Origin of the sequence: Catenibacterium sp. co_0103 (genome assembly GCF_004168205.1) — a bacterium.
Lineage (GTDB): Bacteria > Bacillota_I > Bacilli_A > Erysipelotrichales > Coprobacillaceae > Catenibacterium > Catenibacterium mitsuoka_A.
The window spans coordinates 1-14,354 of record NZ_RCYB01000055.1; the positions used below are offsets into that span (position 1 = coordinate 1).

At 34.1% G+C, this 14,354-nt stretch carries 14 protein-coding genes; 7 read left to right on the forward strand and 7 right to left on the reverse strand.

Annotated elements, in window-relative coordinates; all coding sequences use genetic code 11:
* Positions 1-187 precede the first annotated feature (187 nt).
* On the reverse strand, positions 188-3,226 hold the full coding sequence (locus tag EAI80_RS09110) for a glycoside hydrolase family 16 protein (RefSeq protein WP_129981772.1): 3,039 nt from the start codon (positions 3,224-3,226) through the stop codon (positions 188-190).
* 261 nt (positions 3,227-3,487) lie between these two features.
* On the opposite strand from EAI80_RS09110, the gene EAI80_RS09115 reads away from it, so the two are divergent.
* The 7 genes from EAI80_RS09115 to EAI80_RS13420 all read left to right on the forward strand — a co-directional run bounded on the left by EAI80_RS09115 (position 3,488) and on the right by EAI80_RS13420 (position 9,079).
* The gene (locus EAI80_RS09115; protein ID WP_129981773.1) at positions 3,488-4,228 is read left to right on the forward strand and encodes a putative ABC transporter permease; all 741 of its coding nucleotides are present in this window, start codon (positions 3,488-3,490) and stop codon (positions 4,226-4,228) included.
* A 59-nt stretch (positions 4,229-4,287) separates the two neighbouring features.
* Positions 4,288-4,884, forward strand: a complete 597-nt coding sequence (locus EAI80_RS09120; protein WP_129981774.1) for a flavin reductase — start codon at positions 4,288-4,290, stop codon at positions 4,882-4,884.
* Positions 4,885-4,899: 15 nt separating this feature from the next.
* Positions 4,900-6,246, forward strand: coding sequence for a rubredoxin-like domain-containing protein (locus tag EAI80_RS09125; protein ID WP_129981775.1), 1,347 nt, complete (start codon positions 4,900-4,902; stop codon positions 6,244-6,246).
* Between the two features lie 109 nt (positions 6,247-6,355).
* Positions 6,356-6,703 carry a metalloregulator ArsR/SmtB family transcription factor gene (locus EAI80_RS09130; RefSeq protein WP_006505676.1) on the forward strand — a complete coding sequence of 116 codons (348 nt, stop codon included), beginning with the start codon at positions 6,356-6,358 and terminating at the stop codon, positions 6,701-6,703.
* 13 nt (positions 6,704-6,716) lie between these two features.
* Positions 6,717-6,935 (forward strand): cation transporter, encoded by a 219-nt coding sequence (locus EAI80_RS09135; RefSeq protein WP_040389865.1) that lies wholly within the window; start codon positions 6,717-6,719, stop codon positions 6,933-6,935.
* Positions 6,936-6,950: 15 nt separating this feature from the next.
* Entirely contained in the window at positions 6,951-8,828 is a 1,878-nt protein-coding gene (locus tag EAI80_RS09140; protein WP_129981776.1) for a heavy metal translocating P-type ATPase, read from the forward strand.
* 74 nt (positions 8,829-8,902) lie between these two features.
* Positions 8,903-9,079 carry a hypothetical protein gene (locus EAI80_RS13420; protein WP_192924037.1) on the forward strand — a complete coding sequence of 59 codons (177 nt, stop codon included), beginning with the start codon at positions 8,903-8,905 and terminating at the stop codon, positions 9,077-9,079.
* A 73-nt stretch (positions 9,080-9,152) separates the two neighbouring features.
* On the opposite strand, the gene EAI80_RS09145 is transcribed toward EAI80_RS13420, so the two are convergent.
* The 6 genes from EAI80_RS09145 to EAI80_RS09170 form a co-directional block, all read right to left on the reverse strand.
* Entirely contained in the window at positions 9,153-9,566 is a 414-nt protein-coding gene (locus EAI80_RS09145; RefSeq protein WP_129981777.1) for a peptide deformylase, read from the reverse strand.
* A 65-nt stretch (positions 9,567-9,631) separates the two neighbouring features.
* The gene (locus EAI80_RS09150) at positions 9,632-11,032 is read right to left on the reverse strand and encodes a 6-phospho-beta-glucosidase (protein ID WP_129981778.1); all 1,401 of its coding nucleotides are present in this window, start codon (positions 11,030-11,032) and stop codon (positions 9,632-9,634) included.
* Between the two features lie 125 nt (positions 11,033-11,157).
* The gene (locus EAI80_RS09155; protein WP_129981779.1) at positions 11,158-12,045 is read right to left on the reverse strand and encodes a MurR/RpiR family transcriptional regulator; all 888 of its coding nucleotides are present in this window, start codon (positions 12,043-12,045) and stop codon (positions 11,158-11,160) included.
* The gene (locus EAI80_RS09160; protein ID WP_238634546.1) at positions 12,039-12,569 is read right to left on the reverse strand and encodes a GNAT family N-acetyltransferase; all 531 of its coding nucleotides are present in this window, start codon (positions 12,567-12,569) and stop codon (positions 12,039-12,041) included. Before EAI80_RS09160 ends, EAI80_RS09155 begins: the two co-directional genes overlap by 7 nt.
* A 369-nt stretch (positions 12,570-12,938) precedes the next feature.
* On the reverse strand, positions 12,939-13,112 hold the full coding sequence (locus tag EAI80_RS13425) for a hypothetical protein (protein ID WP_161220314.1): 174 nt from the start codon (positions 13,110-13,112) through the stop codon (positions 12,939-12,941).
* Between the two features lie 533 nt (positions 13,113-13,645).
* Positions 13,646-13,984, reverse strand: coding sequence for a hypothetical protein (locus tag EAI80_RS09170; protein WP_129981781.1), 339 nt, complete (start codon positions 13,982-13,984; stop codon positions 13,646-13,648).
* Positions 13,985-14,354 lie beyond the last annotated feature (370 nt).

Here is a 14,354-nt window from a genome sequence, read left to right on the forward strand (position 1 = left end):
TGTGGTTCACTACACTTGGCGGTAAATACCTGTGGTCAGACTATCTCCGACTGAATTAGTGCCATGCCCGGCACACGCTAAAGGGCAGTCATTTCTGACTGCCCTTTACAAGTGGAAACCACCAATAATTTAAAGCGAGTTTTCTATTGACCCCCCTTAAAAATTAAAGGCTCCTTCTAATTAATTATTAAGCTTTCTTTCTTTTTAATAAGAAGATTCCTAATAGTGTGACAATGACAGATACAAACATTGGTAATACATTTGTAGTATCTCCTGTTTTTACTGTAGTGTCAGTCTTTGAATCACTCTTATCACTTGGCTTCTGATCATTTTTATCACTTGGTTTTGGATCAGTCTTATCAGTTGTATCTATAGTGATTTTCTTTTCTAACTTAGCCACTGCATCTTCAAGAGTTTTAGTCATAGCATCTACTTCTGACTGTTTAGTGATATCTAAATCATACTTCACATTATTTAATGCACTTTCTACTGCTGAGAAATCTACATATAATGTCTTATCTAATGACTTTGCCTTATTTACTGCTTCATTCAACTTAGTATAATCAGCATCTTTATATTCTAAACCAGCCATTGCATCTTCAAGAGTTTTAGTCATAGCATTTACTTCTGACTGTTTAGTGATATCTAAATCATACTTCACATTATCTAATGCGTCTTCTACTGCTGAGAAATCTACATATAATGTCTTATCTAATGACTTTGCCTTATTTACTGCTTCATTTAACTTAGTGTAATCAGCATCTTTATATTCTAAACCAGCCATAGCATCTTCAAGAGCTTTAGTCATAGCATTTACTTCTGACTGTTTAGTGATATCTAAATCATACTTCACATTATCTAATGCATCTTCTACTTTTGAGAAGTCTTTATATAACGATTTATCTAATGCGTTTGCTTTATTCACTGCTTTAGTCAACTTTGTATAATCTGCAGATGCGACAATAGTCAACTTAACAGTCTTTCTTACTGATGGTTTAGATTTATGCATTGCAGAAATATGAAGGTTATACTCTCCTGCTGGAAGTTTTGCGATTTCTTTAGGATCATTAGTACGTACTAGACAATCTACTCTTGTACGTGCTTCATCATTACTTGTAGATTCATCTGTCAAATCTGGTGAAGTAGTAAACATATGTTCATTATCAATTGAATAATCAATAGTATAGTCATCTACATTTACTTTATCACTACCTGCTTTTAAAGTAACATTCTTTAATAAATCAGCTTCTGTCCCCTTCTTGATAATCATATCTTTTGCGTTTACAGATACTGTATTTTCATAATATTTCTTTGCAGAAGCTGCCTGCTTTTCATTCTGAGCATAGTATGCATATTCAACCTTAAACTGCTGTCCTGCTAAGTTCTTACCTGCATCTCCTGGCCAGTTTCCACCAGTCGCAAAGTTCAACTGAATATACTGTGGTCTATCTAATGCTTTAAGAGCTGCTGGATCATCACTATAATCTACAGATCTTACAATCTGATCATCTACATACCATTCCATCTTACCTGCAGACCAGTTAATACCATAGACATGATATACTTCACCATCAATCACTCTACCTGGTGTAGTGATTGCAGTTGTTTTGCCATTACCTGCATATTTACCATCATCATTACCATTACCACTACCATTATTATAGTGGAGTGTTTCATATACAACATTTGGATTACCAATAGATTCCATGATATCAATTTCACCACTCATTGGCCATCCATCACCCTGATCACCATTAATAGAACCATCTAATGTAAAGTCAGCACCTAAAGTCCAGAATGCAGGGAATGTAGCCTGTCCCTTTGGTAACTTAGCTAATACTTCAATTCTACCAAACAAGAATTCACGTTTCCCATGAGTTCTAACACTACCTGAGTTATAAATAACCTGTCTATTACCTCTAGGGTTCTTATACTGATCTTCTTTCTTACGATCAGTAACTTCTAATACTAGCTTACCATCATTGATATGTACGTTTGCGTTATCTTTTACATAGTGTTGCTGTTCAACACCACGAACACATCCTAATTCATAACCCCAGTTGTCTACATCTAATCCATTGGAGTCTGTATTCTTCTGATTACCGTTAAATTCATCAGCCCAAAGAACAGTATAGTTTTCATCTTCTACTTCCTGTACTTCACTCTTTCCTTCAACAAGTTCAACATTATCTACAATCATCTGAGACATGAATGTCGCATTATTTTGATTTCTATCTGCATTGTCAAGCCATTTTAAGAAGCAGACAGATACACTTGTATTATTTCTACTATTAAACTTTAATTCAACCTGCTGCCAAGTCCATTCCTGGTCCTTTGTACATTTTACAGTTTTTTCTACTGCAGGATTTAAGTTTTCAACGTTAGGTGTCTTAACTGCTAAGAATCCATATGCGCCTGCTTTCGCAATTAAAACATCTGCTTTAAGTGTATATTCAGTATTAGGCTTTAATGACACTTCCTGATAAACACTTGCATTACCACTCCAGCTGAGTAAGTATCCAGAATCATTGCCCTCATGCTTCTGTATTTTACCATCACCTGTTGTTTTCCAACGGTTTGAACGATTGACGAAGTCACCATCTTCAACAACACCTGGATCCATAATACCTTTTGAAGTGAATGGTGTAAAAATAACATTATCTACACAAACATCACCATTTACACCAATAAGTGCAACATTTAACTGAGTATAGTTTTCTGAATTAATATTAATGTTTACTGTCTGATATGTTCCTTTAAGAGATTCATCATAGCCTACTACACTTTCTTTAAATAATGTATTTGAATCATCATAAACCACAAATCTTACACTTTCACCTGCATGACCAATCTTTACTCTTGCCTGTGCAGCATAATTCTTATTACTACTAACAGTTATTTTCTGTGAAAGAGTACTGTCAGCCCCTTTTACTACTCCATAATACTGTGAATGAGTAAAACCTTTGTTTTCATTGCCATCTTTTTCATTAGTGATGACTGCATCATTCTTAATAGTCCATTTCTTTGAACCCTGTTCAAAATCTCCATTTGATAAAATATTAGAACTTCCTGAATTACCTTTATTTCTTTGTAGTTCCAACATTTCATACTCTGTTTTTACACCTGATGTATTAAGTGATGCAGCATGAATGTTTGATACATTCCCTGCCGTGTAACATAAACACATAGAAAGTGATAAAAACACTTTTGTGATTGTCTTGTTCACTTCTTTTTCCTCCGTTTTCAGTATTTTTTGTACTTCTTTTTGTATTACGTAATAATTATGATTGTAATACCAACAAATTGCAAGCGCTATCAAATTTTTAGAAATAAATGTCTTTATTACAGTTTGTTATTAAAATAACTACTATTGTGCGATATACAATTTTTTTATCATATACCTATATTATGTGAAAATAAGAGTTTCCTTTGTTTAGGGTGTAGGAAAATGCTATAATGGGTGAAATGTTAATAAGGAGGTTAATATATGTTAGATGCATTTGCGAATAACTGGACAATACTTGTTATTTCCTTCTTTATCTATAGTTTCTGTGGGTGGATCTGGGAATCACTTGTCTGCCCTATTGCCACTGGTCATAAGATACATAACAGTGGTTTCTTAACTGGACCTTGCATTCCTATTTATGGATCAGGTGCAATTGTTGTATGTGCTTTATTTCCTATCTCTAAAGATTGGTCTCTTATCTTTATAGAAGGAGCTATTGTCGCATGCTTTATTGAATATCTCACATCTTATTTCATGGAAAAGATGTTCCATGCAAGATGGTGGGACTATTCTCAAATGAGATTTAATTTAAATGGTCGTATCTGCTTAGAAGGTTTCTTTATTTTTGGTTTCTTTTCTGTCTCTGCAGTAAAGAATGTACAGCCACATCTGACTCATATGCTTATTCAATATGATTATATTCCAATGGTTATTGCTTCTACTGTGTGTATCACACTATTCACAAGCGACTTAATTACTACATTTGTTGAAGCCACTCATCTTGCGAAAAAGCTTGAGACAGTCTCTCAGGATCTTAAGAAGTTTGCAGATGAACTAGAACTAGATATTCATAATGAAATTACAACAGATGATATCTTTAAGATTGGACGTCAATTAAGGGATAGCCACCGTGAACATCTTATTAAGAAATATTCACATCGTCGTTTAGTCAAGGCGTTCCCTGATATCTTAAACAAATATCACACAAAAACTCAGAAATAACGCATCTGAGTTTTTTTCTTTTGTGTAAACGTTTATAATAAACAAGAGGAGGTATGACCATGGAAAAGAATGCATTATTTAAACTCAGTTATGGTTTGTATGTATTAGGTGTAAATGATGGTAATAAGCCTAATGGCTGTATTATTAATACAGCTGTACAGCTCACAAGTAATCCTTATCGTATTGCAGTGACTGTGAATAAGGCGAATTACACTCATGATGTATTGATGAAATCAAAGAATATGACTTTATCTGTGCTTGATATCACATGCCCTTTTGATATCTTTAAACGATTTGGTTTTCAAAGTGGTAAGGAGGTTAATAAGTTTGATGGTTTTGATATGTACGATTTGAAAGACTCATTACCTTACTTAACACAATATGCGAATGCATATATGAAAGGTCATGTTATAGAAACATTGGATGAGTTAACACATACGATGTTTATTGTAGAACTTGATGATGCTATTATCTTAAATGAGCATGATTCTATGACATATGACTATTATTTCAAGAATGTGAAACCAAAACCAGAAAAGAAGAAAAAAGGATGGGTATGTAAGATTTGCGGATGGGTCTATGAAGGTGATGAATTACCTGAGGATTTAATCTGTCCTATCTGTAAACATCCAGCATCTGATTTTGAGCCACTTTAAGTAGGAGGAAATAAAATGTTTAATGTAAGACAAATAAGTGATGATTTTTATTATGTAGGAGGCAATGATAGACGTTTAGAACTATTTGAAAATGCTTATCCTATTCCAGATGGAATAAGTTATAATTCTTATTTATTAGTAGATGATAAGACTGTCTTATTAGATACTGCCGATGCAGCGATTGATCATCAGTTCTTAGAAAATGTAGAACATGTGCTAGATGGTAGAACACTTGATTATGTAGTAGTCAATCATATGGAGCCTGATCATTGTGCAACACTTTGTGATATTGTAGTACGTTATCCTGATATAAAGATTGTGGGGAATACTATGACATTCCGTATGATGAAGCAGTTCTTTGATTTTGATGTAGATCAACATGCTATAGTTGTCAAGGAAGGCGATACTTTAGAAACTGGACATCATGTATTAAGCTTCGTTACTACACCAATGGTTCATTGGCCTGAAGTCATGATGACTTATGATTCTACAACAGGTACCTTATTTAGCGCGGATGCATTTGGTACTTTTGGTGCACTTCATGGCAATCTATTTACAAGTGAAATGGATTTAGATGAATCATTCTGGAATGAAGCAAGACGTTATTATACAAATATTGTTGGTAAATATGGTATACAGGTGACTAATGCCTTAAAGAAAGCATCTACTCTTGATATTTCAATGCTTTGTCCACTGCATGGACCTATCTGGGATGAAGATATTAACTTAATGGTAGAACATACTGCTTCTTGGGCTGCTTATAAACCAGAAGTAAAGGGTGTTATGATTGCTTATGGTTCTATTTATGGCGGTACTGCCAATGCAGCTGAGATTCTTGCAAGTAAGTTAAGTGAAAAAGGTATTCACAACATTAAAGTATATGATGTATCTAAGACTGATCCATCTTATATCTTATCTGAAAGTTTTAAATATTCTCATTTAGTATTCGCAAGCGCATCTTATAATGCAGGTTTATTCACACCTATGCAGAACTTATTGATAGAAATCAAGGAACATCTTTTACAGAATCGTACATGTGTTTTAATTGAAAATGGTACATGGGCACCAAGTGCTAAGAAGACTATGAAAGCTATTCTTGAACCATTATCTTGGAATTATATCGGTGAAGAGCTCACTATTAAATCACGTATAAAAAATGCAGATTATGAAAAAATTGAAGCTCTTGCTGATGTAATTGTAGAAGATATGAATAAAGAACATCATATAAAAGAAGAAGCTCCTGTGCGTAAATGGCGCTGTAAGATCTGTGGCTATGAATATAGCGGAGAAGAACTTCCTGAAAACTTTATTTGTCCTCTATGTAAACATTCTGCTTCAGATTTTGAAGAAATAACTGAATAATACATACAGCCAAGTCGAAGAAACATTTGTTTCTTCGGCTTTTCTATTGATAACATATAAATATATTTATATAATTAAATATGTAAAAACGTTTATATGAGGAGGAGCCATGGAAAAGAGAAATGAATTCTTAAATGCGAATGAAGATGTTGTTTCAAAGGTTTTAGAGAATCAACCTGATGATGAATATCTTTATGATTTAGCAGATTTATTTAAGACATTTGGTGATTCTACAAGAATCAAGATTCTCTATGCTTTATTTGAAGGTGAACTATGTGTAGGTGATTTAGCTACTATATTACAGCTTTCTCAACCAGCCATTAGTCATCAGCTTAAAGTATTAAAGGATGCGAAACTAGTAAAGTTTAGAAGAGAAGGAAAGGTTATCTTCTATTCATTAGATGATGATCATGTAAGAAGTATTTTATCTATTGGAATGAATCATATTGAAGAGTAAAGGAGAAAATTATATGAAAAAGACTTATAAGGTAGATGTAGATTGCGCAAATTGTGCAAATAAGATGGAAGAAGCAGTAAAGAATACTGAAGGTGTTAAGGATGCCACTTTAAGTTTTATGACTTTAAAATTAAAGGTTGAGTTTGAGGAAGGTGTAGATCCTCAGGCAGTTATGGAAAAAGCAAGAGAAAATTGTAAAATTGTTGAGGATGATTGCGAAATCTTCCTTTAATAAGGAGTGATAGAAATGACAAAGAAGCAAAAGAATGTTTTAAATAGAATTATTATTGCGATTGTCTTATTGATTGTGATTACTGTATTTAAGACAATTGTCCCTGTACCAGGCTATGTCGAGTTTATCCTCTATTTAATCCCCTACTTTGTGATTGGACATGATATTTTAAGAAAATCTATTAAGAATATCAGTCATGGTCAGGTATTTGATGAAAATTTCTTAATGGCTGTTGCAACAATCGGGGCTATGTGTCTTGGTGAATATCTTGAAGGTTCTGCCGTTATGGTTTTCTATCAGATTGGTGAATTATTCCAAAGTATTGCGGTTGGTAAGAGCCGTAAGAATATCGCCGCTTTAATGGATATTCGTCCTGATTATGCCAATATCATGGTGGATGGAGAGATTGAAGAAGTAGATCCTGATGATGTAGAGATTGGTAGTGAAATCATTGTTAATCCTGGTGAAAAGGTTCCTATTGATGGAATTATTGTAGAGGGTGATACAACACTCAATACAAGTGCCTTAACAGGTGAAAGTGTGCCTCGTAATGCCCATTGTGGTGATGAGATCTATAGTGGTTCTATTAATATGACAGCACGTATCACAGTTAAAACAACAAAAGAATTTGGTGAATCAACAGTTTCTAAGATTCTTGATCTTGTAGAAAATTCAAGTATGAAGAAATCCAAGACAGAAAACTTTATTACGAAGTTTGCAAAGTATTATACACCTGTTGTATGTTATAGTGCGCTCGCTTTGGCTGTTATTCCCCCTATTGTCTTAACTATTATGGGACAGCCTGCCCATTTCGGTGACTGGATTTTTAGAGCCCTCACATTCTTAGTAATCAGCTGTCCTTGTGCTCTTGTTATTTCTATTCCATTAAGTTTCTTTGGTGGTATTGGATGTGCCAGCAAGAACGGTATTCTTGTAAAAGGTTCTAACTACCTAGAAACGTTATCCGATGTTAAGTACTTCGTATTTGATAAGACAGGTACATTGACTAAGGGTGTATTTGAAGTGACTGATGTTGTACCTGCAGAAGGTTTTGATAAAGATCACTTACTTGAATATGCTGCTTATGCAGAAAGTGCTTCAACACATCCTATCAGCGTCAGCTTAAAGAAAGCTTATAATCAAAAAATCGATAACACACTTGTAGATCATATTCAGGAAATTGCAGGACATGGTGTAGAAGCAGACTATAAGGGTCATCATATTCTTGCAGGTAATGCGAAATTAATGAAGTTAAAAGGTATTGATTATAGTGCTTATACAAAGGCTGGTACACTTGTATATGTAGCAGTTGATGACAAATATGCAGGTTGTATTGTGATTTCTGATATTATCAAGGATCATGCTAAAGAAACTATTAGTGGTTTGAAATCATTAGGGGCTAAGGAAACTGTTATGTTAACAGGTGATAGTGCTTCTACTGCAGATCTTGTAGCCAATACAATTGGTATTGATACAGTACATAGTGAACTTCTTCCTGCAGATAAGGTAGAAGAAGTAGAAAAGTTGTTAGCTAAGAAATCAGAAAAAGAAAAACTTGCCTTTGTTGGTGATGGTATCAATGATGCACCAGTACTCTCTCGTGCTGATATTGGTATTGCGATGGGTGGTCTTGGTAGTGATGCTGCCATTGAAGCAGCAGATGTTGTTTTGATGGATGATGATCCATTAAAGATTTCCCTTGCAATGAAGATTTCTTCTAAGACATTAAAAATTGTGAAACAGAATATCGTCTTTGCGTTAGCTGTTAAGTTCATCTGTTTAGTATTAGGTGCACTTGGTATTGCGAATATGTGGCTTGCAATATTTGCAGATGTAGGTGTTATGATTCTTGCAGTAATGAACGCAACACGTGCTCTCACAATTCATAATTAAAGGTATCCTCAGGGGTGCCTTTTTGCATAGATAGAGCTTCTTATATTTGATATAATTAAATGGAGGTGTTCTACATGGCAACTACAAATTTAAATATCTACACAGATCAAAAAGAAGAAATATTCAATGAACTTGAAATACCCAATGATACTACAGCTACTGCCATTGAAGAAGGCAGAAAAATAATGAATGATCCTTCTACTCCGAGATATTCTAGTATCGAAGCGCTTAAGAAAGCATTAGACGTATAAAATAAAAACAGGTGGATAAATATGCCATTATGCATAATCTCCACCTGTTTTCTATTCTGTATAGAGAAATCATCTAGATAAGTATACCTTTTAGATGATCACATTCATGCTGAATGATCTGTGCTGTAAAACCAGTAAAAGTTTTAATCTTCTTCTTAAATGATTCATCAAAGTAAGAGACCTTGATTGTTTCATAACGTTTAACTGACTTTTGTCCTACATGAGATAAGCATCCCTCTTCACATTCATGATAGTTACCACTTGTTTTAATAATTTCAGGATTATACATCACATGCATCTTTTCATCTTCTAAAAAGATAATAACTGCTTTATTATAGCCAATCATATTCCCTGCCATACCAACACATTCATGAAGATGTGCTTGAAGTGTATCCTTTAAATCAGTGCCTATATATAAATCTTCTTTCGTTGCTTTTTCTGCCACCTGAGATAAGAAGAAATCATCCTTTACTATTTCTTTAATCATTTCTACATCCTCCTGAAATCTATTATAACATAAGAAAACAGGCTCATAAGAGCCTGTTAAGCATATTATAATCCTTTTTCAGTTAATTCTCTTGCAACATCATCTTTGATTGTTACACCTTCTTCTTCAAGTCTTGCAATAGTATCTGCAAACTGAGGAAGGTATTTCTTATGGGCGATTAATAATTCATCCATAATACGTTTCGCTTTAGCACCCGCTACAATCTGTGGATTGATTGTGAAAGCCTGTAATAGAGTTCCATAATCACCTGTTACAGCAGCTTCTTCAACACATAATTCCATGTTCTTCATGCACTGTACCCATCCTCTTTCTGCTGGTTCTAATGGACCAAAAGCGATTGGACGTGCACCAGTACTTCCAATATAAGAAGATACTTCTACGGCACAATCAACTGGAAGATCAGGTACTGCACCATTATTCTTAGTAGTTACAACGATATGACTTAACTTATTTCCATAAATAGATGCAATTGTTTCACAAGCTGCATCACTGTAATGTGCACCGCCACGTTTTGCAAGCTGTTCTGGCTTATGATCTAGGTTAGGATCCTTATATAATTCAAATAATTCATGTTCAGTCTGCTGTACCTGCTGACCTCTTGTTCCAACATTAGGATCATTGTATTCCTTTAAACCGTGTGCTAACATTTCTTCTTCACGATAGTAATATCTATGATATCCACAAGGAATCATATTCATACGTAATAACTGTTCTTTAAAGAATGGGATATCATGAATATTAGCTGGAATACCCATATCTTTACCTTCATACATTGCATTGATGATGTCTTTAGTCACTTCATGACCATTTTCATCAAATACTTTATGCCAATGGAAATGGTTTAAACCTGCAAACTTGTAAGTTAACTGATCCAATGTTTTTCCAATTGTTTTTGGTTCATCCATCATAGCACCTACTGGTACGTTACATAAACCAATAACCTTATCCCACTTACCATATTTCATAACTGATTCAGTAACCATTCCACTTGGGTTAGTGAAGTTGATTAACCATGCATCAGGACATAATTCCTTCATATCTTCTACGATACTTAAGATAACTGGAATAGTACGTAATGCCTTAAACATACCTCCCGCACCATTTGTTTCCTGTCCTAACATTCCATAAGAAAATGGAATTCTTTCATCCTTGATACGTGCATTTAATAAACCTACTCTAAACTGTGTAGTAACGAAGTCAGCTTCTGGTAATGCTTCTCTACGATCTAATGTAAGATGTACTTTTACATCATAAGGAGATGCATCCCACATTCTCTGTGCCATTTCTCCTACGATTTCAAGTTTTTCTTTACCATCTTCGATATCACATAGCCAGATTTCTCTGATTGGTAATTCATCATATCTCTTGATGAACCCTTCCATTAATTCTGGTGTATAGCTACTGCCTCCACCAATAGTAACGATTTTTACGCCTTCTTTATTCATTGTTGCGTTCCTCCTTCGACAACAACATTATACGTAAAAGAAATAAAGAAAACAGTAAAATGTAAGCGAAAACAACAGTGTTCTCTTTTTGTTCCTTATTTCTAAGTTTTTTAGGGAACACTGTTCTATTTGATGATTGGATTATCTGTTTTTCTACCATGGTCTGTAAATATGTTTTCACATTCCATAGAAGTCACTGTTTTATTTTCTAAATGTTCATCATAGCTGGTATTAAAATAACCTGCATAAAGAACATCAAGTAGATAAAGTAAAGAAAGATTAAAAGAGAATGTACCTAAATTATCAATTAATTTTTCTCTTGTGGATACATATAAACAGCAGTCTGACTGACTAGAAAGAGAGTTAGCCCCATAAGTTGTAATAGTGATAAAGGATAACTTTCTTTCAACTAATTTATGACAGATAAAGAGGCATTTTGATGTTTCACCAGAATAGCTGATGAGAATAAATAATGTATTGCTGCTACAATAACATGCTTCATAAAAAGCTTCATCTGTGCTATCAAAAATATTTACCTTCTTACCAATTTTCATCATCTTTTCTTTAAAGGTATACGCAATTCCCTTCTGGGCACCTGATACAACAATCTCAATATGTTCCTTCTTTTCAATACGATTGATAGCTTCCTGAAGTGTATCATGATTGAGCAAAGAAATCGTATCTTGCAACGTTTCATCATAAAGTAATCCTACTTTATTCGCAATCACTATATTCTTATCATTTTGGGAGAATGGTCTATTACTGTCTATTTTCTGAAAGTGTGTGGATAAGTATCGTATTTCTTCTAAATACTGTTTCTTGAAGTCATTAAATCCTTCAAATCCTAATTTCTGTACAAAACGGACAACTGACGATGGGGCTAAAAATACTTCCTTTGCGACTGTTCTTACTGTCGCATTTTCGAGTTGTATGCCCTGACTTGTCAAGTACTGTCCTAATCTTTTTTCATTAGGATTCATTGGACATTTTTCTAATGATTCTCTTATTAACATAGTTCTTTAAAAGGTATGAATGGCTCAGTCGTTTTATCTAATCTCTTTTCTAGATAAACTACATCTAGCCACTGATCAAACTTATAGCCACATTCATGGAAATGAGCGGCTTCTTTAAAACCGTATTTTTCATGAAAAGCGATACTTGCATCATTTGGATAAGTGATACATCCATAAAGATTCGTAATATTCATTCTTGTAAGATAGTCAATCAAAGCATTATAAAGAAGATGACCTATTCCTTTATGACGCTTTCCATCATCGATATAAATAGATAATTCTGCAGAATGATCATAGGCACGACGATCATACAATGTCCCTGCATAAGCATATCCTATCACTTCTCCCTCTTCTACTGCGACTAGATATGGATATTTTTCTAAAGTATGACTGATACGATCTGCCATTTCTTTAACTGTCGGTGGTTCTAATTCAAATGTGATAGTTGTATTAAGGACATAGGGTGCATAAATCTTCTGGATAGACTCTGCATCCTCTACTGTTGCGATTCTAATAGTAATCATCATTGCTCCTCCTTATTATTTATCATATTTTATAATATTCTCAAAAAATTATAAAGTCTTAAACAATCGACTTAGCAATACTTGTGAAAACAATTTTGTGTCTGATAATCAGTATTTTCTTTTAAAAGATTACGTTAAGATTATATTTTAAAATTGATTACTTTACAATCGTCGCTTAGAAATAAGCACATCATCTTATGAAACGATCAATATAGTACGTGACATTATATTTATGCATATGAAGAGAGGGATTCTCTACTGGTTTCGCATAAAAAAAGTACCATGTATCACATTTTTTACATGTTTAACAGATGATGAATATGAACCGCCCCTGCCAAGTAGACAGGTGAAATAATTAAAAACATGTACCTATGCATAATGTGCTGCCTTATATTTCTGTATCGCCTTGTTCTCAGGTATTGGATACTGAATTGGATTCTCATTGCACAATGCTTCACTTCTTACTTCATAATGTGTTCTCACACCAAATCTTCGTTGATATCTTTCATAACTGTAATGTCTTACCCATTCTTTTATTGCCACTTCTAATTCCTCTCTTATCCTTTAATTCTATATAATCACTATATAACTTTACCCATACAAGTACTGTCCCGCATGCAGGAATTTTATATTTTACTGCAATATCTCTTAGTGATCCGTCTCCAGCTAGATGTGCTTCTACAACCTTCCTTTTAAACTCCTTGGTATATAATTCATTTGCAGGCTTCTCATCGAATGCAGAATCGCCATATGCTTGAAATATTCTAATCCACCTTTGAACTGTAGTTATACATACATTTATTTCTTGTGTTAGACTAGTAACTGATTCACTGCCATCTAAGTATCTTCTACATATTTCAATTTTCTCTTCCCATAAAAAAACTCCTCAGCAAACAGTGATTTTAATTATCTACACTGTCTACTAGGAGGTCATCATATCACGTTGCAGAGCATTATTTTAATTTTAATGTCTGCAGGATAAGTGCGAGGTTATTATTTGTCAAATTGCAGTATTCGATTAAATTCGCCAGTTTATCGCACTGTTCACCGTCACCGATGATGTCGAAACGACTGCGTCAGATTGTTGGTAAGATTCTATCATCATTATCAGGGTCATAATGGCCAAATGAACGTTCCATGTATTCATATGCAATAGGATTAACATCCGGTTTAAAGAATGTACAAACACAATTGAATAACCATTCCGGGTCGATGTTTGAGATAAAACCGTCATATCCGTCTGCTTCGATGTTATGTTCATATCCAGCTTGAATAAAAGCGTTCCGGCACTGTTCCTGATAAGGTCGATATTTTTTCCTAAGTTCAGGATTGCGTTGAATGTCTATGGCTTTAATGCATTTGAAGTCAACATCTGGATGTTCCACATCTAAAAAATGACAGAATGTGTTAATCAATTTGATAGGCACAAAAGTCAGAGACTATTTGTCTGTAAATTTCATGTTATCAAGTATCATAATAATGCTCCTTTCTGAGTGTAATTATTTTCTGATAATTTAATTATACAACACACATCTTCAAAATAGAAGATGCGTGTTATAAGATAGAGTAATATTGTTTCATAGAACGTGCAATGTCACGTTTGGTCTGTTTCTCTTTTAAGGAATGACGTTTGTCATAATTGTTTTTGCCTTCTGTCTGTTGGTTGGCTTCCTACCAAAGTGCTGCCTATCCTTGATAGACTGTAATCTGTCAACCGAAATTGATAATGTCTCAAAAATAATCAAACATTAGCACCACAACGGTGCTTTTGTTTTGCAGCATAAT